This is a genomic window from Actinoplanes sp. DH11, from assembly GCF_020873875.1.
GTDB lineage: Bacteria > Actinomycetota > Actinomycetes > Mycobacteriales > Micromonosporaceae > Actinoplanes.
Map to the genome: position 1 here is coordinate 22,808 of NZ_JAHWGU010000014.1, position 22,237 is coordinate 45,044.

The window sequence follows — 22,237 nt, forward strand, 5'->3', positions numbered from 1 at the left end:
AACGTCCGATCACACTGTCATGCCGTCTCCCAGCCGCCGCCGGTTCGACCCGCCACTGATGGTGTCGCTCGGGCTCGTCGCGTTCGTGCTGATCTGGTTCGCCGCCGGGCTGGTCCACGTCTGGCCGTACCCGGTCATCGGCTGGCTGCCGCTGCCGGTGCTCGCCGCCCTCGGTACCTACGAGTGCTGGCGGGTCCGGCAGTGCACCCGCTTCGACGCCGACACCCGGCACTTCTGGGGACGGCTCGCGGTCGCCTGCGGCCTGGTCGGCGCGGCCACGATCAGCAGCGCGGCCGACGCGGTCGGCGGACCGGAGCTGAGCCAGCAGATCGGCACCCGGACCCAGCTGATCTTCGGGGCGGTCCTGCTGACCGTCCTCTGGGCGCTGCTGCGGCTGCCGACGTGGCAGCGCACCGGCGGTGACTGGATCCGGTTCGGCCTGGACACCGGGATCCTCCTGCTCACCAGCGCCGTCGTGATCTGGCACTTCGCGCTCAGCCGGCTGGACTTCGCCGACTCCCTCAGCGTCACCCCCCTGTCGGTGGTTCCGCTCCTGGTGATCGCGGTGGCCTCGCTCATCGCCTTCGTCAAGGTCGCGGTGGCCGGCGCCGGGCTGCTGGATCGGCGTGCCCTGCACATCCTCTCGGCCGGGGTCGGCCTCTCCTCCGCCGCCGGGGTGGTGGCGCCGTTCATCGCGGATCGGCCGCACCTGTCGACCAGCCTGCTGGCCTTCCCGATGTCCACGATCACCACGATCCTCGCCGCGCGCCGGCAGCGGTCGAGCGAGGGCCGGCCGCCGGTCCGGCGCGACGGCCGGCGGTTCAGCCTGATGCCGTACGCCGCCGTCGCGGTGCTCTACGCCGCGCTGCTCCAGGTGGAACTGCCCCGGGGCGGTCCGGAGGCCCTGATGGCGTGCGCGGTGACCGGGCTGACCCTGCTCGTGGTGCTGCGCCAGATCACCATGCTGCGCGACAACAGCCGGCTGCTCGAGACGGTGGACGCCAATCTGGCGCAGCTCCGGGCGTACCAGAAGCAGTTGGATCATCAGGTCACGCACGACGCCCTCACCGGGATCAGCAACCGCTCCGCCTGGTCCGGCGAGATCTCCGCCCGGCTCGCCGGCGGCGAGCCGTTCGTGGTGGCCCTGCTCGACCTGGACGACTTCAAGGTGATCAACGACCGGTACGGCCACCACACCGGCGACGCCCTGCTCCAGACGATCAGCCGGCGGCTGCGCGACGAGCTGCGTGCCGAGGACACCGTGGCCCGGCTCGGTGGTGACGAGTTCACCCTGCTGCTGCCCGCCCTGGACAACGCCGGCACCGAGGCGCTGCTGCGCGGGCTGCTGAACCGGGTGCAGCGACCGGTGCTGGCCGAGGGTCACGAGCTGGTGCCCCGGATCAGCATCGGCGTCACCGCGAGCCGGCCCGAGGACACCGCAGGCGAGGTGCTGCGCCGCGCCGACGTCGCGATGTACGCCGCGAAGAACGCCGGTGGCGGGCGCTGGACCTGGTTCGACCCGCTGATGGACCAGCTCGCCGACAACGACGCCCGGCTCGGCGCCGACCTGCGTCAGGCGATCGCCCGGGACGAGCTCTTCGTCGTCTACCAGCCGATCGTCGAGTTGCCGCACGGCCGGCTCGCCGGCCTGGAGGCGCTGCTGCGCTGGCGGCACCCGGAACACGGCCTGGTCTCCCCCGGTGTCTTCATCCCGCTCGCGGAACGCAACGGTCAGATCGTCGAGCTGGGCCGCTGGGTTCTTCAGCAGGTCGTCTGGCAGACCGCGGCGTGGGTGCGCGAGTACGGCGACGACGCGCCGGCGAAGGTCAGCGTGAACGTCTCGGCCCGCCAGCTCAACGAGCCGGGGTTCCCGGCCGAGGTGGCCGCGCTGCTCGCCGGCGCCGACCTCGACCCGCGCCGGCTGGTCGTGGAGGTGACCGAGACCGCCGTGCTCGGCACCGACCTCGCCCTGGACGCCCTGCAACGGCTGCACGAGCTCGGCCTGCCCATCGCCCTGGACGACTTCGGCACCGGCCAGTCGTCGCTCAGCCTGCTCGTGAACTGCCCGGTGACCTGGCTGAAGGTGGACAAGTCGTTCGTCGACGGAGTGACCACCCGGAGCCCGCAGGCAGTGATCGTGGACGGCCTGATCGGGATCACCCGCGGCCTGCGCATCCAGGCGGTGGCCGAGGGCGTGGAGACCGCGGAGCAGGCGGAGCGGCTGCACCGGGCCGGTTACCGGTACGCGCAGGGTTACCACTTCGCCCGGCCGATGCCGGGTTCCGACGTGGCGTTGCTGTTCACCGTGCGGGAGCCTCACCTGAGTCAGCTGAAGCAGTAGACAAAAAGCACGTCCGCCCCAGACGGCTCAATCCTGGAGGATGCCCGCCGATAGGTGAGTTGATGAACGTCCGGCAGAAACTCCTCAGTGGTTACCTCGTGGTGGCGCTGCTGGTGGCCGCCACCGCGATCATCGCCTGGCGCGCCGACAACGCCTCGGCGGAGCGGGCCGCCGCCGAGGAGGCCGAGCAGCTCGCCCTCGGGATCGCCGCCGACATCGGCCACGGCCTGCCGGTCGACACCGCCGGCGAGATCCCGATCCCGCTCTACTACAGCCAGACCGGGCTCGACAACTACCTCCAGCGGCTGCACCAGGTCCAGCACCGCGACGTGGTCGTGGTGGACAGCGCCAGGTACATCCTCGGCGACGTGGTCCGGGACAACGTCGGCGCGACCTTCGACCACGACACCGGCAACGAGGTCGGCAAGACCGTCGCCGACGGCAAGCCGCGGGTCTTCGTCCAGACCGGCGCGGACCACCCGGACGGCATCAAACAGGTCGTCGTGCCGATGCGCAGCGGCCGCGGCGCCATGCTCGGTGCGGTGATCCTGGAGTACACGCCGCTCTACGACCGGATGATGGCCGGCGCCCGGCAGGCGCAAACCGTCATCCTGACCAGCTCGACGATCGCCATGCTGCTGGTACTGCTGATCGGGTTGGGGGTGGCCGGTTCGGTCACCCGCCGGATCACCGCGCTCACCGCGGCGGTGCGCACCATCCGCAGCGGCGACTACTCGCACCGGGTCACCACGGACGGCCATGACGAGATCGGCACCCTCTCCCGCGCCTTCAACGCGATGGCCGAGCAACTCGACCGCTCGGCCCGGGAGATTCTCGCCAAGGAGTACACCGACAGCATCCTGGCCAACGCGGGCGAGGGGATCTGCGGTGTCGACGCCGGCGGCCGGATCGCGTTCGCCAACGAGGCCGCCGGCCGGATCACCGGCGTCGGTGTGGGCGGGCTGCTCCAGCGGGAGGCCACCACGCTGTTGCCGGACGCCACCGGCGGGCTCGCCGTCGGGACCTGGGAGGGCCGGTTGAACCGGCCGGACGGCACGGCCGTCCGGGTCGAGTACACGGTCAGCACCATCGAGAAGGACGACCGGCCGATCGGCGCGGTGGTGGTGCTGCGCGACGTCAGCCGGCAACGGGCCCTCGAGTACGACCTGCGCCACCAGGCCCTGCACGACGGCCTGACCGGGCTGCCCAACCGCAAGCTGCTGCTGGACCGGCTGGAGCACGCGCTCACCCGGTCCCGGGCGTCCGGCGAACAGATCGCGGTGCTCTACCTGGACCTGGACGGGTTCAAACGGGTGAACGACAGTCTCGGGCACAACGCGGGGGACGCGCTGCTGCGTACCGCGGCGGAACGACTCACCGGGGTTCTGCGGCCGCACGACACGGTGGCCCGGCTCGGCGGTGACGAGTTCGCCGTGCTGCTCGAGGCGGCCGCCACCGACGTGGTCGAAGCTCTCGCGCGGGCCTGCCTGGACGCCCTGGCCCGGCCGTTCCTGCTGCACCACCGGGAGGCCGTGGTCACGGTCAGCATCGGCGTGGTGCCGGACGCCGCGCAGTACACCGACGCGGACGAGGTGCTGCGCAACGCCGACGTGGCCATGTACGCCGCCAAGGAACAGGGCAAGAACCGGTTCCTGACCTTCGAGACCCGGATGCACGAGCAGTTGCTCAGCCGGCTCGACCAGGAGGCCCGGCTGCGCGAGGCGGTGCACCGCGGCGAGCTGCGCCTCTACCTGCAGCCGGTGGCCGGGGTGCCGGACGGCCGGATGCACGGCGCCGAGGCGCTGGTCCGCTGGCAGGACCCGCAGCGCGGCCTGCAGCAGCCCGGCTCCTTCATCCCGCTCGCCGAGGAGACCGGGATGATCATCGAGATCGACCGGTGGATCCTGCGCGAGGCGTGCCGGGTGGTACGCCAGTGGCAGGACCTGAACCCGGAGACCGCACCGGCCTTCGTCAGCGTCAACCTCTCCGCCGCCCACCTGGAGCTGCCCGACCTGACCGTGCAGGTGTCGGACGCGCTCGCCGCCACCGGGCTCTCCCCGCACTGCTTGGTCCTGGAACTGACCGAGACGGTGCTGATGCGCGACGTCGCGGTCACCTCGGCCCGGCTCGACGAGCTGCGCCGGATCGGCGTGCGGATCGCCATCGACGACTTCGGGACCGGGTACTCCTCGCTCGGCTACCTGCGGGACATCCCGGTGGACGTACTCAAGATCGACCGCTCGTTCATCACCGGACTCGCCGGCAACGGCCGGCAGCAGGAGCTGGTCAGCGCGGTGATCCAGCTCGGACACACCCTCGGCCTGCGGGTGGTGGCCGAGGGCGTCGAGGACAGCGGCCAGCTGGCGCTGCTCACCGTGATGGGCTGCAAGTTCGCCCAGGGTTACCTGCTGGGGCGGCCGGAACCGGCCGCCAGCCTCTACGAACGGCTGACCCAGCCGTCACTGACGGCGTAGGTACAGGTCGCGCAGCAGGGCGATCTCGGCGCCGTGGTGAATGACCTCGCGGTTGATGTGCAGGATCAGGGCGCCCATCGTGTCGTCCCCGTACCCTTCCTCACCGCTGGGCTTCGCCAGGCCCTCCGCGCCGAGCCCGGTGACCCCGGCGACCCACTGCGCGTACACCGTGTCGAGCTGGGCCAGGGCTTCGGCGGCCGAGCCCGCGTAGTGGTGGCGCAGGTAATCCATCGGCGCGCCCCCGAAGTGCCGGGCGATGCGGACCCCGAGCACGCCCACGATGATGTGCCCGAAACGCCAGGCGATCGTGGTGACGGGCGGCGGGTCAGGCGCCGGGTACGCCCAGTCGAAGACCATGTCGCCGCCGCCGGCCGCCATCGACGCGGTGCTCGTGCCCCGGGGCCGTACGCTCCAGGCCTTCGGCACGGGCTCCCAGAAGTATTCATCGTCGGTGAGACCCTCGAGCCGGGGCCGCAGCCTGCTGCGCCAGTGCTGATCCAGTTGCTGGCGCAATTGACTGTTCCAGTCGCTGCCCATGGACACGACCATAGGCGTTGGCATGCGGTTCCACGGCCGGAACGGCGCAGGTCATCGCTGGGCGCGAAGGTCACGCAGCAGCGCGATCTCCGCGCCGTGGTGGATCATCTCGCGGTTGATGTGCAGGATCAGGGCGGCCATCGTGTCGTCCCCGTACCCTTCCTCACCGCACTTCCTCGCCAGGCCCTCCGCCCCGAGCCCGGTGACCCCGGCGACCCACTGCGCGTACACCGTGTCGAGCTGGGCAAGCGCCTCGGCGGCCGTGCCGGCGTACGCGTGGTTCAGGTAGTGCGTCTCGGCGCCCCCGAAGTGCCGGGCCACCCGCATCCCGAGCACACCCACGATCATGTGCCCGAGACGCCAGGCGATCGTGGTGACCGGCGCCGGGACCGGCTCCGGGTACTCCCAGTCGATCGTGAAGGCGCCCGACCCGGCCGCCATCGGCGTGCTGCTCGTGCCCCTCGGCCGCACGTTCCACGCGCCGGGCGTGGGCTCCCAGAGGTATTCGTCGTCGGTCAGGCCGTCGAGTCGCGGCCGCAGTTGCCGCCGCCAGTGCCAGTCGAGCTGTTCCCGGATCGCAGCGTTCCAGTCGATGCCCATGCCGCAAGACGATAGGCCGGAGACGATAGGCCGGAAAGGAACGGCCACCGCGCACCCGGGCTGATCGGGTACGCGGTGGCCGCGCTCGTGGTGGTGCGGGTCAGCTCTGGACGAACACCGAGACGGTACGGGCCGGCACGGTCAGCGTGCCGGATCCGTTGCCGGCCGAGGCCGTCCGGACGAGCGGGTCGGCGGACTGCTGCTGGAGGGGGTGCAGGGCGACCTTCTTGCCGGCCAGGGCGGTGACCTTCTGGGTGACGGTCTGCGGGGTGGCGTTGAAGACCACCGTCACCGACTTCCACCTCGGGTCGAGTCCACGACCGTCCAGGGTCATGGTGATGACACCCGGGGTCTCGGTCGCGCCGGCGAGCGGGAACGACAGGCGCTTCTGCACCTCGGCCGCGGTCGGCAGACCGAAGACCGGCGTGGATTTCCGGATCTTCAGCAGTTCCTGGTAGCGCTTGTCGGCCAGGTCGATCGCCGCACACGGCGGCACCAGGGCGGGGTCGGCGAGCAGCGGTTTGGCGTACGCGTACTTCGCCTCGTTGTCCGCCTTCGGCGGCAGCCCCCGGCCGAAGCCGTTGCCCTTCGCGCAGTCCCAGATGATCTCGTTGAACCAGTCACCCGAGTTGTACGAGTTCCGGTCCAGCGACTTGGACCGCAGCCGTTCGCTGCCGGTCGTCACGAAGCCGACGCCCTGGCCGAGAACCGTGGTGGCCAGCGCGACCGACTGCGCCCGCGCCCGCTCGGTGGCCGTGGTGGCCTGCGGGAGCTTGAACGCCAGCGAGTCGTAGAGGATCTCGTTGTCGTGCGCGTCGACGTAGGTGATCGCCTCGCCCGGTGCCGCGTTGTACCCGGCCGGTGAGCCGTTGTAGTCGACCTCCGACCCGGTGACGACCGTGCCGGACGAGTCGGTGAACGCGTAACCGGCCAGGTTGCCGGAGAGACCGACCTTGATCAGGTCTTGGTAGTGCAGCAGGCGCGCCTTCTGCTCGGCGGCGGACCCGTTGACCGCGTCACCGTTCGGAGCGGTCAGCAGGCCGGACGCGAAGCCCTGCACCCGCGGGTTCTCGTCGAACGGCCCGCCGCCGCGGACCGCGTCACGCAGCCGGTCGTTGAAGGTGCCGATCCCGGTGCCGGCCAGCTCGGTCTGCGACGCCTGCACGAAGCGGGCGTTGTCCGCCACCTCGCCGAAGTTCCAGCCCTCCCCGTACACGTAGATCTTCTTGCCGTCCACGCCGTCGCGGGCGAGGGTGAGCCGGTCGAGGGCCTTGCGCACCGCCAGGATGTTCTCCTTCGGGTGGTGGCCCATCAGGTCGAAGCGGAAACCGTCGACCTTGTACGCCTTCGCCCAGGTCACGATCGAGTCGACCACGAGCTTGCCCATCATCGCGTTCTCCGGCGCGGTGTTGGCGCAGCAGGTGGAGTTGGCGACCGAACCGTCGTCGAGCAGCCGGTGGTAGTAGCCGGGCACGATCTGGTCGAGCACCGACTTGGGGTCGATGCCGGCGGCCGAGGTGTGGTTGTAGACGACGTCCATCACCACGCGCAGACCGGCCTGGTTGACGCCGGCGACCATGGCCCGGAACTCCTTGGTGCGCTGGGCCGGGTCGACCGCGTAACCACCCTCGGGGACGGTGTAGTGCAGCGGGTCGTAACCCCAGTTGTACCCGTCGGTGGCGGCGATCTTCTCGATGCAGGCCTGCTGCTCCTCGGAGTCCGGCGGCAGCGCGGCCAGGTCGCAGGCCGGCTGCGCCTGGTCGGCCCGCTTCTCCGGGATGGTGGCGAAGTCGAACGCCGGCAGCAGGTGCAGGTGGGTGACGCCGGCGCCGGCGAGTTCGCCGAGGTGTTTCATGCCGGCGCTGTTCCGGCGGGTGAACGCGGTGAACGTGCCGCGCTCGGCGGCCGGCACGGTGTCGTCGGCGATCGAGAAGTCCCGGACCGACAGCTCCGAGATCTGGATCTTCGCGGGCGCGGTGGCGGCCGGCTTGCGCAGCCGGTCCCAGCCGGCCGGCTTGCCCGCCGGGTCGGCCAGGTCGGTGAACCGGCTGCGGGTCGAGTCGGCGGCCAGGTCGACCGAGTACGGGTCGGTGACCGACGCCGTGACGACCTTCTGCGCGGCCGGCTGCCACGCGGTGACCCGGAACTTGTAGAACTCGCCCTTGCGGACGGCCCGGGTGGACCAGACGCCGGTGCGGTCGTCGCGCCGCATCGGCGTGATCGTGGCCGTGGCCGAGGTCGCCGAGCCGTAGACCTCCAGTTCGACGGTGCTCGCCGTCGGCGCCCAGACCGCGACGCCGCCCTTGGCCGGTCCGAGATCGGCCGTGGTCGCGGCGGCGTACACGTCGTCCAGCACACCGGAGAGCTGCACCCCGGTGGCTCCGAGAAGCTTGCCCGCGGCGTCGCGCTCGGTCACCACGACCTGCCCACGCAGGATGTCCTTGACGTTCCGCGCGTCGATCGTGAACGCGCCGTACTGCCAGAGGTGCGGGAACTTCGCGCGCTGGGCCTCGGTGAGCCCGTCCCGCCGCGCGGCGAGCCGGACCTTCTCGTACGACCCGGTCAGTTCACCGTTGTCGACGCCGATCCCGCCGGACCGGGACCAGAGCAGGTCGTAGACCTTGCCGTCGGTGCCCGCGCCGACCGGTTCCAGGGTGTCGCCGGTGCCGGTCTTCCAGGCGATGGTGCCGCGGTCCATCCAGACCGCCCGGGACTTGTCGACGTCGATCTCGCCCACCCCGGCCGCGGTCTTGACCAGCGGCAGCAGCCGGGTCTCCTGGTCGGCCAGCAGCCACACCTCGCGACCCGCCTTGGCGAAGTCGAGCCGCTGGTCGGACGGCAGGTCCTTGGCGTCGCCGTTGTGCAGGATGTAGCTCAGGCCGGTCGCGCCCTCCGCCGTCGGCACCTCGAAGACGGCGCCGTAGGAGTCGAACCGCACCGGCAGCAACGGGCTGGCCCACTCGGTCGGTGTGGCCGCGCCGTCCCAGAGGTGCAGGCCCCAGCCGTCGTAGTTGCCGTCCGCCTTGCGCCAGTGGATCAGAGCCTTGCCCTGGTCCTGAGCCGGGTCCGGCTCGCCGGTCGCCTGCTGCCGGGACGTGTAGACCTTGGCGTCGCCCTGCTTGATCCAGATCTCCGGGGTCGCGGTCACGTCGATCGTCCGGTCGGCGTCCACGTCCTTCACGCCGTCGTCACCGACCACGACGAACCCGACGCTCCGGGCACCCGGCTTGAGCTTCACCCAGGCGAAGCGGCCGTACGCGTCCTCGCCCGCGAACGGCTGCCCGTCCGGCCAGGTCGTCGTCATCGACGGGTCGACGTCACCCCAGACGTAGAGGTTCTGGTCGTCGTAGCCGCCCGCCGGCCGCTGGTAGTGCACGAGCGCGTAGCCCGCCGTGGACGTGGCCGCGGGGGTGCCGACGGTGATCTTCGTGCTCGAGGACCCGAGACGGCCCTTGCTGTCACGCACCACTGCCTTGTACCGCACTTCGGTGCCGCCCGCCAGACCGTCGAGGTCGTGGTAGACCCGATAGGGTGCCTTGTCCGCGGTGCCGAGCAGCTTCCACTCGCCGCCCGCGACCTGGGCCGCGACCGTGACTGTGGCGAGCGGGTCGCCGGTGGTCCCGGCGACGATCTCGGCGCGGTCCGGGACGCTCTCGCCCACGGCCGGCTTCGTGATGGTGACGGTCGGCGCGGCACCCGGCACCGGGAGCGGCGTGTCCGCCCGCAGGACCAGCGACGACAGCGCCGGCACGGTGATCGTGATGCGGCCGGCCGCCGGCTGGACGGTCTGGTTCGTACCGTAGACGCCCCGGAAGGCACCCGCCGCGTCCACCGGGAACGTGACGCTCTGCTCGGTGGTCGCGTTGTTCACCGCCACCACGTACTCGGAGCGCTTCGCCCGGTCGATCCGGGACGCCGCGAAGACGCCCGGTCCCTCGGCCGCGTGCCGGGTCACCTGCACGCCGTTCACCAGCGCCGGGTGCGCCTTGCGCAGCTTCGCCAGGCCGGCGATGGTCCGGTAGAGCGGGTGCCCGGTCTGGTAGTTGTCCACCCCGTGGGTGCGGTCGGTGCCGATCAGGTCGTCGTCCAGGTAGTCGGCCGACTTGCTGGCGAACAGGTCCTGCCGGGCGTCCTTGTCGCCGCCCGGCCCGGTGAAGCCCTGCTCGTCACCGGAGTAGACGACCGGCTGTCCCCGGGTCAGGAACATCAGCTCGTGGGCCAGCTGGTCCCGCTTGAGTTGGGTGTCGGCGGTCGCCGCGGCCGCGATGTAGGAGCCGATGCGGCCCATGTCGTGGTTGCCGAGGAACGTGGGCAGCCGGTCGGCGCCGGTGTCCCGGGCGGTGTAGAGGTCGTCCTTGGCGTACAGGTCGGCGAGGGCGGTGGCGCCGCTCGCACCCGTCACGAAGCCCTTCGCCGCCTCCTGGAAGGAGAAGTCCAGGGTGGCCGGCAGCCCGCCCTGGCGCACGTAGGCCGACTGGATCTCCTGGTCGGCGCTGTAGACCTCGCCGAACATGAAGAAGTCGTCGCCGGCCACCTTCTCGACGCCCTTCGCGAACTGCGGCCAGAACTCCATGTTGGTGTGCTTGACCGTGTCGAGGCGGTAGCCGTCGATGCCGGTGTCCTTCACCCAGTCGGCGTAGATCTTCGTCATCCCGCGCACGACCTCGGGACGCTCCGTCCACAGGTCGTCGAGGCCGTAGAAGTCGCCGTACTCGCTGTTCTCACCGGCGAACGTGCTGTTGCCCCGGTTGTGGTACATGTTCACGTCGTTCAGCCAGGCGGGCGTCTTCGCCGTCGCGTCCGACCTCGTCGGGAACACCGGGGTGTACGGGTAGCTCGACGCGTCGACGGCCGGGAAGCCACGGCCGCCGGACGCGTGGTTCGCGTCCTCGAAGGGCTGCCCTTCGGTGTCCGTGTACGGCGACGTCTCCTTGTCGACGTAGGTGTACTCGTTCTCGGCGTACCGGATCACGTCGGCGGTGTGGTTGACGATGATGTCCAGGAAGATCTTCATGCCACGCTGGTGCGCCAGCCGCACCAGCTTCTTCAGGTCCGCGTTGGTGCCGAAGTGCGGGTCGACCTGGGTGAAGTCGGTGATCCAGTAACCGTGGTAACCGGCGGACACGTCCGCGCCCGTACCCTGCACCGGGTTGTTCTTGAAGACCGGCGCCAGCCAGATGGCCGTGGTGCCCAGGCCCTGGATGTAGTCCAGGCGGTCCATCACGCCCTTGAGGTCGCCGCCGTGGTAGAAGCCCTTGTCCGCCGGGTCGTACCCGGTGGCGAGCCGGTCGCCGGAGAGTCCGCCCTTGTCGTTGGACCGGTCCCCGTTGGCGAACCGGTCCGGCAGGACGAAGTAGTACTGCTCGCTGTCGGCGGGCCGGTCGGAACCCCAGTTGGCGATGACCGCCGCGTTCGGTTCCGTCACGGCCGCCGCCGCGGCCGGTGCGGCCGCCGCCGCAGGCACGGCTATGAGAGGCAGCAGGAGGCTGAGCAGAGCGACGCCCAGCCGTCGTTTTCGAGGTGCCACTTAACAACCCTCCGGGTGCTGGCGGACGGACCACACTTGGAAGGTAGGTCCATCACCGTCGATGTCGATAGATCCGTCGGCACCGGCTTTGACCGGCTCGGCGCCGCCGTACAGGTTGTCGCCCCACGCGTGCGGGACGAGGCCGGTCACCCGGACCGGCAGACCGGCCGACCGCCGGGCCGCGACCAGCACAGTGTCCGCGGCGGTCTCCCGGAGGAAGACCAGCACGTCACCGGCGGCGTGCAGCCAGCGCAGGCCGCCGTCCCGAAGCGCCGGCGTGCGGGTCCGCAGCCGCGCCAGGGCGCGATATCTCGCCAGCGTGCGCATGTCCCAGCCGTCCGGGTCGGCCCAGGGCATCGGGGTACGGGAATGCTCGCCGTTCACCCCGGCCAGGCCGAGCTCGTCACCCGCGAAGATCATCGGAGTGCCGGGCAGCGTGAGGAGCAGCCCGGCGGCGACCTCCTGCCGATCCGGTCCGCCGACCACGGACCGGATCCGCGGGGTGTCGTGCGAACTGAGGATCTGCCACGAGTGGGTCATCGCCCGCCAGGACGTCCGCGCCGAGAACGCCGTCATGGTCGACACCAGGTCGGCCGCGTCCCGGAACGGGATCTCCCCCGGCACGCCGAGGAAATCCGGGAACGGCAGCTCGTCGGCGCGCAGCCAGCTCCACACCGGGCGGGTGAAACCGGCGTAGTTCATCGTCCCGTGCCAGCCGTCGGCGTCCAGGTCACCCGTCGCGTCGTGGCCGTGCTCGGCGAGCAGCATCGCGTCCGGGCGGACCTGGTGCACGGCCCGGCGGAGCAGGTTCGCCACCTCACGGGTCAGGTCGTCGGCGCCGCGCCGGCCGGTCATGTTCGCCACGTCGATGCGCCAGCCGTCCAGCGCGTACGGCTCGGCCAGCCAATGCTGCGCCAGCCCGGTGAACCGCCGGCGCAGCTCCGGGCTGCCCCAGTTCAGTTTCGGCAGGCTTGACACGCCGAGCCAGGACTCGTACCCGCCGTCGTCGTCGAAATAGTAGAAGTCCCGCTCGGTGCGGAACCACTCGTGCGTGACGCCGGTGTGGTTCGTGGTGAGGTCACCGATGATCCGCAGGCCGCGCGCGTGCGCCGCCGCGCTCAGCCGGGCCAGCGCCGCGTTCCCGCCGAGGAGCGGGTCCACCGTGCCGAAGTCGGAGCCGTCGTAGCGGTGGTTCGACGCCGACGGGAAGAACGGCGTCAGATAGAGGGTGTTCGCGCCCAGGCCGGCGACGTGGTCCAGGTGCTCGGCGACCCCGTCCAGGTCACCGCCGTAGAGCTGGGTGGCGGCGAGCGGTCCGTGCCCCTCGACCGGGGTGTCCCAGTCGCAGCGCACGGCCCAGCCCGGGGTCGGCCGCCCGGCCGCCGCGGCCGAGCGGGCGAACCGGTCCGGGAAGATCTGGTAGACGATCGCGTCCCGCGCCCAGGCCGGCGGCGGCGGATGCGCGATCAGCCGGAAGTCCGTGGCGTCCGGCACGTCGTACGAGGTGAGCCCGCAGCCGGTGAGCCAGCGGACCGCGCCGGTCGCGGTCCGGATCAGGAACCGGTACGGGGTGACCGGATTGCCGGCCACGATCTCCGCACGCCACCACTCGGCACCCGCGTCCCGCCGGTCCATCCGCGCCGGGGTGAAGATCGGTTCCCCGTCGCGGACGAACCGGGCATGGATCCGGGAGATCCGGGTGCCGGCCGGCACCCGGACGAAGACCGAGACCGTCTCGCCGAGCTCGGGTGCCGGGTTAGAGACGTGCAGAGCCGAACCGTCGTGATGTGGGGTCATCCCTTCACCGCTCCCGCGCTGAGCCCTTCGACGATGTAGCGCTGCAGGTACATGAAGACGCCGACGGTCGGGATCGCGGTCAGCAGCGTACCGGCGCAGAAGACCCCGAAGTTGGCGTTGCGCTCCCCCGCCACCAGGCCGTACAAACCCACCGCCAGCGACTTCGACTCGCTGTCGGTGAGGAACACGTTGGCGATCAGGAACTCGTTGATCGTGCCGATGAAGGCGAGCAGCCCGGTCACCGCGAGGATCGGCGCGACGAGCGGCAGCAGGATCTTGAAGAAGATCTGCGCGTGCGAGGCGCCGTCCACCACCGCGGACTCGTCCAGCTCCTTCGGGATGGTGTCGTAGAAGCCCTTCATCAGCCAGGTGTTCACGCCGAGCGCCCCACCGAGGTAGAGCAGGATCATGCCCCACCAGGTGTTGAACCCGAACGCCGGCCACAGATCGGTGATCGTGGAGAACATCAGGAAGATCGCCACCACGGCCAGGAACTGCGGGAACATCTGGATCAGCAGCAGGGACATCAGGCCGATGCGGCGGCCCCGGAAGCGGCGGCGGCTGAAGGCGTACGCGGCCAGCGCGGAGAGGAACACCGAAGCCAGCGCCGCCACACCGGCGATCACGACCGAGTTGACGAACCAGTGCCCGAAGTTGGTGTCCTGGAACAGCTTCACGAAGTTCCCGGCCGAGGCGCCGGTCGGCACCAGGGTGCTGGAGGAGAGCGTGCCCAGCGGGTTCAGCGCGGCCGAGAGCACGAAGAGCAGCGGGCCCAGCGCGAACGCCAGCCCCACGAGGCCGACCAGGTGGCGCCAGCCGACCTGCTTGATCCAGCGCGTCACGAGTAGACCTCCTCCAACTGCCGGGTCCGGCGGAAACTGACCGTGGAGATGAGCGCGACGATCAGGAAGATGAAGATCGAGATGGCGGCCGCGAAGCCGTACTCCGCGCCGGAGGCCCCGAACGCCAGCCGGTACGTGTACGTGATCAGCAGGTCCGTCGCGCCGTTCGTGGTGTTCTCCGCCGGGAAGGGCGCGCCCTCGGTGGTCAGCCAGATCGCGTTGAAGTTGTTGAAGTTGAACGCGAACGACGAGATCAGCAGCGGGGTCAGCGGAATCATCAGCAACGGCAGGGTGACGTTGCGGAAGCTCTGCCAGACGCCGGCGCCGTCCACCTTCGTGGCGTCCAGCAACTCGCCCGGGATGGCCTGCAAGGCACCGGTGCTGACCAGGAACATGTACGGGTAACCCAGCCAGAGCTGCACCAGGATGACCGCGATCCGGGCCGAGGCACTGCCGCCGAACCAGTCGACGTCCGTACCGAAGAGGCTGTTGATCAGACCGAAGTCGGTGTTGAACATGTCCCGCCAGACCAGCAGCATCGCGAACGACGGCATGGCGTACGGCAGGACCAGCAGGATCCGGTAGAAGTTGCGGCCGCGGACCCGGCTGGAGTGCAGGGCCAGGGCGATGAACAGGCCCAGGACGAACGTGAAGCCGGTGGAGGCGATCGCGAAGGCGAAATTCCAGACCAGGGTACGCAGGAACGGGCCGGAGATGGCGTCGTCGGTGAGCGCCCGGGTGAAGTTGGACAGCCCGACGCCGACCTTCCAGCCCTGTGCCAGCCGCTCCCCGTCGGCCGCGACGAACGCACCCTCGCTCTCGTCGGCCCGCCAGGTCCGGCCGGTGGCCGTGTCCCGGATGCTGTCCGAGGCGGCGTCGTAGGCGCGACCGGCCACCCCCTCGTAGGCGCGGGACAACCCGGACGAGCGGATCGCGCCACCCGCGGTCGGCACCGTGAAGTCGGTGATCTCCTGGCTGCGGGCGCTCGCCTGCCCCGCGGTGAGCACCGTGAGACCCTCGGCCGCGGTGACCTTGCCGGCCGGGGTCACGGTCACCGCGCCGGCCGGCTTGAGGCCCTCGGCGTCACCGATCGAGACCGCCTTCGTGGCCGGGTCGGTGATCAGGAAGACGATCGGGCCGGTGGCCGGGTCGCCCTGGGTCGCGATCGAGAGGGCGTACTCCGTCGAACCGGGGACCCGGGTGACCGAGGACGTCTGGATCGCGACGATCGCGTCCTGTTTGCTGCCCCGGTGACCGTCACCGAAGTTGGTGAACGCCGTACTGGCCGTGTAGAGCACCGGGAACAGCTGGAAGACCACCAGGAACAGCGTGCCGGGGACGAGGTACTTCGCCGGGATGTGCCGCGGGGACAGGTAGACGTAGAGCAGCGCCGCGGTCGTCGCGACCAGGATGCCCAGGCCGATCCACTGCTCCTCGGCGATCAGCGGGAAGGCGGCCCAGACCGCGAACGCCACCGACAGGCCGAGCAGCAGGATCTTGGCGAACTGACCGGCCAGGCCGGTCCTTCCCGGCCCTCCGAGCTTCGACGTCATGACGTGTTCTTCGCCGTCGTTACTTGATCTGGCCGGAGATCGTCTTGCCGGCGGCGGTCACGGTCTTCTCCGCGTCCGCGCCACCGATGACCGCGGCCTCGGCCTTGCCGAACGGGTCCCAGATGGCGGCCATCTCGGGGATCGCGGGCAACGGCACCGCGTTCTTGCCGGCGTCCACCCACTTCTGCAGGTCCGCGTCGGCACCCTTGACCTGGTCCAGCGCGGCGGTCAGCGCCGGCGGCCGGGGCTCGGCCTGGTAGAGCGCGACGGCCAGGTCCGGAGTGGTCACGTAGTTGGTGACGAACTCCTGCGCCAGAGCCTTGTTCTTGCCCTTCGCCGCGACGTAGAACGTCTGCACGCCCAGGAACGGGGTCGCCGCCTTGCCTCCGGCGAAACCGGGGACAGCGCTGATGTCGTACTCGAGGTTCGCCTTCTTCACGTCGGTGACCGCCCACGGGCCGGAGACCAGGAAGGCGCACTTCTTGCCGGTGAACGTGGCGATCGAGTTCTCCGGGGTGATCGACCGCTTGAGCGCGCCGTCACCCTTCTCGCCCAGGGCGCTCAGCTTCGTGAACGCCTCGACCGACTCCGGCTTGCCGACACCCAGGTCCGCCGCGTCGTACTCGCCAGCCGCGTTGGTGCCGAACAGGTAACCGCCGGCCGAGCTGTAGAACGGGTACGAGTGGTACGCGTCGCCGTTCTGCCCGACCTGGAGGCACAGGATCTCGGAGACCTTCTTCTCGGCCTTGAGCTTCTTGCCGGTCGCGACCAGATCCTCCAGCGTGGCCGGTGCCTCGGGCGCCAGCGCGGTGTTGCGGATCAGGCCCAGGTTCTCGGTGGCGTACGGGACACCGTAGGTCTGCCCGTTGAACGTGACCGCCTTGACGGCGTTCGCCGCGATGCCGTTCCGCTGCTCGTCACTGAGCTGCACCGGGTCGATGGCGCCGTTCTGCACCAGGTTGCCGATCCAGTCGTGCGCGCCGACCATCACGTCCGGGCCGCTGCCCTGCTGGGAGGCGGTCAGGAAGGTGGTCTGCTGGTCCTTCGAGATGGCCTGCACCTTGACGGTCACGCCGTTCTCGGTGCCGAACTTCTCGGCGAACGGCTTGAGCGCCGCGGATCGCTTGTCATCGGCCCAGATCACCAGTTCGCCGGTGGCCGCGGCCGCCGACGGGGTGTCGCTCGCCGTCTCCTTGGTGTCGTTGCCGCACGCCGCGGTGCCGACCAGCGCGACCGCGCAGACCGCGATCACACCCGCAGTTCGGATGCGCATCGATGATGCTCCTGTCCTTATGGAGGTTCTGCCGCTTCTGTGCCGCGCGAGAGGCGGCACGGCAGTCGCCGGAGGTTCACACCTGAGGGATCGATAAGGTGTCGTCCTTGTTGCGGGGACGTTAGCAAGCACTTGCAGCGAATGGAAGAGCTTGCATCGCGCTGGCCGGTAACGGGTCGGCACTACAGTGACAACATGCGTGCACGGATGGCGGACATCGCCAGGCAAGCCCAGGTCAGCGAGGCGACGGTTTCGCGCGTCATCAACGACCGCCCCGGCGTATCCGCCGAGACCCGGCAGGCGGTGCTCACCGCCCTCGACGTGCTCGGCTACGAACGCCCCGAGCGGCTGCGCAAACGCAGCGCCGGCCTGGTCGGACTCGTCGTGCCCGAACTGGACAACCCGATCTTCCCGGCGTTCGCCCAGGTCATCGAGTCGACGCTGGCGCAGTCCGGGTACACCCCGGTGCTCTGCACGCAGTCACCGGGCGGCGTCACCGAGGACGAATACGTGGAGATGCTGCTCGACCGGCAGGTCAGCGGCATCATCTTCGTCTCCGGCCTGCACGCCGACACCACGTCCGACCACGAGCGCTACCTGCGCCTGCTGGCCCGCCCCCTGCCCATCGTGCTGGTGAACGGGCACACCGCCGGCATCGACGCCCCGTTCGTCTCCTGCGACGAACAACTCGCCGGCGACCTCGCCGTCAGCCACCTCGTCGCGCTCGGTCACCGCCGCATCGGCATGATCTCCGGCCCGCACCGGTTCACCGCCGTGCAACGCAAACTCGCCGGCTTCCGCTCCGCCACCCAGCGACTCACCGGCGCCTCCGGCTCCGACGTGGACAAACTCGTCGAACTCACCCTGTTCGGCGTCGAAGGCGGCGAGGTGGCCGCCGAACGGCTGCTCACCAAGGGCGCGACAGGCATCGTCTGCGGCTCCGACCTGATGGCCCTGGGCGCCATCCGGGCAGCCCGCCGGCGCGGCCTCGACGTCCCCGGCGACGTCTCGGTGATCGGCTTCGACGACTCCCCGCTGATGGCCTTCACCGATCCACCCCTGACCACCCTGCGCCAGCCGGTAGCGGCCATGGCGGTCGCCGCCGTCCGCTCCCTGGTGGACGACATCAACGGCCACGGCGCACCCAGGTCGGAGTACCTCTTCCGCCCCGAACTGGTGGTCCGCAACTCCACCGCCGTCGCCCCCGCACCCGCACCCGCCAAGATCCCGGCCGCCTCCTCCGCCGTCTGACGGTTCTTGCTGCAACTTCTTGCACGTTCTGCCGCTCACCCGCGCCGTACCGATCAAGAGAGCGTGTTCTCCACCTCTTTCAGCGGGTGAGCGCGCGCATGCTTCCAACCCCTGGGGCGTGCATGCTTTCGCCCCCTTGGGAGCACGCATGCTTCCGACTCCAGGGGGTGCATGCTTTGACGCCGTAGGGCGTGCGCGTTCCATCCCCTGTGGGGCGTACATGTATCAGCCGCCGTTAGGCTGCGCACGTTCCAGCCCTCCGTAAGGTGCGCTCGTTGCCGCCCTCCGTGCGGTGCGCATGTTCAAGCTCTAGTGAGGGCTGCACGACTGCTGCCTCGCATGCCCCGGCGGCCACTGCCTCCGCGTGACGCCTGTCCGCAGCGAGGCGTTCGACATTGCAGCGGTCTGACCACCTGGACGGACGCTCCCGGCACCCTCCGGCGCGCCTGCCGCCGAGAAGTTGATCTGCTAGCGCTACGAAAACGCTGTGATCATGGGGTTAAAACCGCGATTTCGCATCGCTAGCAGATCAACACCGCCGCCGGGAGGCACCGCGCACAGGCACCGCCGCCCGGACGCACCGCGCACAGGCACCGCCGCCCGGACGCACCGCGCACAGGCACCGCCGCCCGGACGCACCACTGCGGCGCAAGGCACCATCGTGCGGACTCACCAAGGCACCCGCCGCGCGGAGTTACTACGTGCGGATCCACTGCAGGTTCGGGGGCGATGGTAGGTTCCGGAGCGACACGGGTTCCGGCGGCGCGCGGCGCGGCCAGGACGGTCGTCTCAGCTGCGGCCGCCCCGCGACGCCTGGATTCCGAAGCGACCCCAGGTTCCCGAGCGACGCTCGGTTCGGAAGCGACGCCAGGTTCCCGAGCGACGCTCGGTTCGGAAGCGACGCCAGGTTCGGAAGCGACGCCTCGGCCGTCGGTCGCGCGACGATCCGCACGCGGTCCACGGGCTTCCCGGCGGCCGCTGGACCCAGCGCTGGCGCTCCTTGCGCTCCGTTGACGCCGGAATCGGGCAACATCGGCAAGACCTACGCAAGCCTTGCCGCCTTCGCTCAGCGCAGCAACACACGATGTGACAAATCGCGAACGCCAAGTGACGAATTCGGCGTAGCGCGACGCACCCGGCACCAAGTGATCCATTTCACACCAGAGCCGCCGCCGAGGCAGCTGACCCCGCTGACGCCCCGGCCCGCCGGTTCAGGGAACCGCAACCAACAGGCACAGCGGGCTGGGCGCTGTCGGATCCCGGGACGGCGATGGCGGCGGCCCACCGCCCCGGGAACAGGTCAGCGGGGAACGACCTTCTCGATGGCCCACTGGCGCCAGGTGTCCAGTTTGTGCTGGACGGTGGCGAGCTGTTCGCGGACCGGGCCCGGGCCGGTCGAGCCGGGTGTGGTGCGGGCCGCCAGGGCGGACGCCACGGAGAGGACCTCGCGCACGGACGGGTCCAGGTGGTGGCTGACCGTTTTCAGGTCGTCGTCGGTCAGGTCTTCGAGTTCGCACTCGCGGGCCGAGCAGAGCGCCACCAGCTTGCCGGTGATCTCGTGGGCGTCGCGGAACGGGACGCCCTTGCGGACCAGCCAGTCGGCGACCTCGGTGGCCAGGGAGAAGCCGACCGGGGCGGCGGCGGCGAGCCGGTCGACGCGGACGGTCATGGTGGAGATCATGCCGGCGAGGGCCGGCAGCAGCAGTTCGAGGGTGTCGACGGCGTCGAAGGCCGGCTCCTTGTCCTCCTGCATGTCGCGGTCGTAGGTGAGTGGCAGCCCCTTGAGCATGGTCAGCACCGCGACCAGGCCGCCGACGAGGCGGCCGCTCTTGCCGCGGGCCAGTTCGGCGATGTCCGCGTTCTTCTTCTGCGGCATGATCGAGGATCCGGTCGCGAACGCGTCGTCCAGCTCGACCCAGCCGAACTCGGTGGAGGTCCAGAGGACGACCTCCTCGCCGAGGCGGGACAGGTGCACGCCGAGCAGCGCGGTGATGAAGAGGAACTCGGCGACGAAGTCGCGGTCGGCGACGGCGTCCATGGAGTTGGGGGCGGGCGCGGTGAAGCCGAGCTCCTTGGCGACGGCGGCCGGGTCGAGCGGGAGCGACGAACCGGCGAGCGCGCCGCTGCCGAGCGGGCTGATCGCGGTGCGCGCGTCCCAGTCGCGGAGGCGTTCCAGGTCACGCAGCAGGGGCTGCACGTGGGCGAGCAGCCAGTGGCCGAAGCTGACCGGCTGGGCGTGCTGCACGTGGGTCATGCCGGGCGCCGGGGTGTCGACGTTGCGGGCTGCCTGCTCGGTGAGCGCGTCGGCGAGTTCGACGACGGCGACGGCGACGCCGCGGGCGTGGTCGCGCAGGTAGAGCCGCAGGTCGGTGGCAACCTGGTCGTTGCGGGACCGGCCGGCGCGCAGCTTGCCGCCGAGCGAGCCGAGCCGCTCCAGCAGGCCCCGCTCCAGGGCGGTGTGCACGTCCTCGTCCTCGACGGTGGGGCGGAACTCACCGGCGGCGCAGGCCGACTCCAGGTCGTCCAGCGCGGCAAGCATCTTGCCCAGCTCCTCGGCGTCGAGCAGGCCCGCGTTCGCCAGGACGCGGGCGTGCGCCCGGGAGGCGAGCAGGTCGTAGGGCGCCAGCCGCCAGTCGAACTGCACGCTGACACTCAGCCGGGCCAGCGCCTCGGCCGGGCCACCCGCGAACCGAGCACCCCAGAGCCGCGTGGGCTCTTCGCTCTCCGGCACACCTTCTCCTTGGTTTCTCAGGCGGAACTTGGTCTCTCGAGCAGGAAGTTCCGGCTTCCTGACCCTATCGCTGAGGCCGTCACGCGAGGCGCGAGGTCTCGATGCATAAAAATACTACCAACATGATAAAGTTGCGCCATGGGCAGCCTCGATCTCACCGGCGACATCGTCGGACTCACCCGGGCCATCTGTGACATCCCGAGCGTCAGCGGGGCGGAGAAGGAGCTCGCCGACGCCGTCGAGACGGCACTTCGCGCGTACCCCCATCTGGAAGTCCTCCGCGACGGTGACGCCGTCGTGGCCCGCACCAACCTGGGCCGGGACACCCGCGTGGTGCTCGCCGGGCACCTGGACACGGTCCCGATCGCGGACAACCTGCCGACGACGCTCGACGGTGACGTGCTCCGCGGCCGGGGCACCGTCGACATGAAGGCCGGCGTCGCGGTGTTCCTGCAGCTCGCCGCGCTCCTGGACAGCCCTCGGCACGACGTGACATACGTCTTCTACGACCATGAGGAGGTCGCGGCCCGACTCAACGGGCTCGGCCGCCTGGTGCGCAACCACCCGGACTGGCTGGCCGGCGACTTCGCGGTGCTCGGCGAGCCGTCCGACGGCACGGTCGAGGGCGGCTGCCAGGGCACCATGCGCGTGAAGATCACGGTGCCCGGTGTGGCAGCGCACCCGGCCCGGTCCTGGCGGGGCAGCAACGCGATCCACAGCGCCGGGGCGGTGCTCGACGTGCTGCGCGCCTACGAGCCGCGGCGGCCGGTGGTGGACGGCCTGCAGTACCGGGAAGGGCTGAACGCCGTGAAGATCGAGGGCGGCATCGCCGGCAACGTCATCCCCGACCTCTGCACGATCTTCGTGAACCACCGGTTCGCCCCGGACCGCGACACCGACGCCGCCGAGGCCCACCTGCGCGAGGTCTTCGCCGGTTTCCAGCTGGAGGTCACCGACCGGGCGCCGGGCGCGCGGCCCGGCCTGGACCGACCGGCCGCCAAGGAGTTCGTCGACCTGGTCGGCCGAGAGCCTCAGGCCAAACTCGGCTGGACCGACGTGTCGCGCTTCGCGGCCCTCGGCATCCCGGCGATCAATTTCGGTCCGGGTGACCCGCTGCTCGCGCACACCGACGGCGAGCATGTGTCCGTACCCGAGATCCGCGAATCGCTGCGCGTGCTGACCGCCTGGCTGTCCTGAGACCCGCGAGCGCCGCGAGAAGAGCCGCGAGCGCCGCAAGGAGACCCGCGAGCGCCGCAAGGAGACCCGCGAGCGCCGCGAGCGAGATGTCCGGGCGCGCCCAGCGCCCGGACC

General features: G+C 70.5%; 12 protein-coding genes. 4 read left to right on the forward strand and 8 right to left on the reverse strand.

Translation table 11 applies throughout. The features are described from left to right. The first annotated feature begins 19 nt into the window (after positions 1–19). On the forward strand, positions 20–2,341 hold the full coding sequence (locus LPA41_RS21060; RefSeq protein WP_229072374.1) for a bifunctional diguanylate cyclase/phosphodiesterase: 2,322 nt from the start codon (positions 20–22) through the stop codon (positions 2,339–2,341). Positions 2,342–2,403: 62 nt separating this feature from the next. Continuing rightward, positions 2,404–4,815 (forward strand): EAL domain-containing protein, encoded by a 2,412-nt coding sequence (locus LPA41_RS21065; RefSeq protein WP_229072375.1) that lies wholly within the window; start codon positions 2,404–2,406, stop codon positions 4,813–4,815. Here LPA41_RS21065 and LPA41_RS21070 read toward each other — a convergent pair. The 7 genes from LPA41_RS21070 to LPA41_RS21100 form a co-directional block, all read right to left on the reverse strand. Then, a complete protein-coding gene (locus tag LPA41_RS21070) occupies positions 4,801–5,352 on the reverse strand; it encodes a DinB family protein (protein ID WP_229072376.1) in 552 nt (183 codons plus the stop codon). The genes LPA41_RS21065 and LPA41_RS21070 overlap by 15 nt on opposite strands. 51 nt (positions 5,353–5,403) lie before the next feature. Then, positions 5,404–5,952, reverse strand: coding sequence for a DinB family protein (locus tag LPA41_RS21075; RefSeq protein WP_229072377.1), 549 nt, complete (start codon positions 5,950–5,952; stop codon positions 5,404–5,406). A gap of 100 nt (positions 5,953–6,052) precedes the next feature. Further along, positions 6,053–11,479 (reverse strand): pullulanase-type alpha-1,6-glucosidase, encoded by a 5,427-nt coding sequence (pulA, locus tag LPA41_RS21080; RefSeq protein WP_229072378.1) that lies wholly within the window; start codon positions 11,477–11,479, stop codon positions 6,053–6,055. Beyond that, positions 11,480–13,276, reverse strand: a complete 1,797-nt coding sequence (locus LPA41_RS21085) for a glycoside hydrolase family 13 protein (protein WP_229072379.1) — start codon at positions 13,274–13,276, stop codon at positions 11,480–11,482. Continuing rightward, positions 13,273–14,118 (reverse strand): sugar ABC transporter permease, encoded by an 846-nt coding sequence (locus LPA41_RS21090; RefSeq protein WP_229072380.1) that lies wholly within the window; start codon positions 14,116–14,118, stop codon positions 13,273–13,275. The genes LPA41_RS21085 and LPA41_RS21090 overlap by 4 nt, the downstream gene beginning before the upstream one ends. Continuing rightward, complete coding sequence (locus LPA41_RS21095) at positions 14,115–15,671, reverse strand: ABC transporter permease subunit (protein ID WP_229072381.1); 1,557 nt, start codon at positions 15,669–15,671, stop codon at positions 14,115–14,117. The genes LPA41_RS21090 and LPA41_RS21095 overlap by 4 nt, the downstream gene beginning before the upstream one ends. Positions 15,672–15,690: 19 nt before the next feature. Next, positions 15,691–16,944, reverse strand: coding sequence for a maltose ABC transporter substrate-binding protein (locus LPA41_RS21100; protein ID WP_229072382.1), 1,254 nt, complete (start codon positions 16,942–16,944; stop codon positions 15,691–15,693). 195 nt (positions 16,945–17,139) lie between these two features. Here LPA41_RS21100 and LPA41_RS21105 point away from each other — a divergent pair, with 195 nt between their 5' ends. Beyond that, on the forward strand, positions 17,140–18,195 hold the full coding sequence (locus LPA41_RS21105; RefSeq protein ID WP_229072383.1) for a LacI family DNA-binding transcriptional regulator: 1,056 nt from the start codon (positions 17,140–17,142) through the stop codon (positions 18,193–18,195). 1,300 nt (positions 18,196–19,495) lie between these two features. Here LPA41_RS21105 and argH read toward each other — a convergent pair. Continuing rightward, positions 19,496–20,926 carry an argininosuccinate lyase gene (argH, locus tag LPA41_RS21110; protein ID WP_229072384.1) on the reverse strand — a complete coding sequence of 477 codons (1,431 nt, stop codon included), beginning with the start codon at positions 20,924–20,926 and terminating at the stop codon, positions 19,496–19,498. 138 nt (positions 20,927–21,064) lie between these two features. Between argH and dapE the strand changes: the two genes are divergently transcribed. Continuing rightward, complete coding sequence (dapE, locus tag LPA41_RS21115) at positions 21,065–22,123, forward strand: succinyl-diaminopimelate desuccinylase (protein WP_229072385.1); 1,059 nt, start codon at positions 21,065–21,067, stop codon at positions 22,121–22,123. The last annotated feature ends 114 nt before the right edge of the window (positions 22,124–22,237 follow it).

Coding starts and splice junctions, on each gene's coding strand:
- LPA41_RS21060 (WP_229072374.1), top strand. CDS start 20: ATGCCGTCTCCCAGCCGCCGCCGGTTCGACCCGCCACTGATGGTGTCG.
- LPA41_RS21065 (WP_229072375.1), top strand. CDS start 2,404: ATGAACGTCCGGCAGAAACTCCTCAGTGGTTACCTCGTGGTGGCGCTG.
- LPA41_RS21070 (WP_229072376.1), bottom strand. CDS start 5,352: ATGGGCAGCGACTGGAACAGTCAATTGCGCCAGCAACTGGATCAGCAC.
- LPA41_RS21075 (WP_229072377.1), bottom strand. CDS start 5,952: ATGGGCATCGACTGGAACGCTGCGATCCGGGAACAGCTCGACTGGCAC.
- LPA41_RS21085 (WP_229072379.1), bottom strand. CDS start 13,276: ATGACCCCACATCACGACGGTTCGGCTCTGCACGTCTCTAACCCGGCA.
- LPA41_RS21095 (WP_229072381.1), bottom strand. CDS start 15,671: ATGACGTCGAAGCTCGGAGGGCCGGGAAGGACCGGCCTGGCCGGTCAG.
- LPA41_RS21100 (WP_229072382.1), bottom strand. CDS start 16,944: ATGCGCATCCGAACTGCGGGTGTGATCGCGGTCTGCGCGGTCGCGCTG.
- LPA41_RS21105 (WP_229072383.1), top strand. CDS start 17,140: ATGCGTGCACGGATGGCGGACATCGCCAGGCAAGCCCAGGTCAGCGAG.
- dapE (WP_229072385.1), top strand. CDS start 21,065: ATGGGCAGCCTCGATCTCACCGGCGACATCGTCGGACTCACCCGGGCC.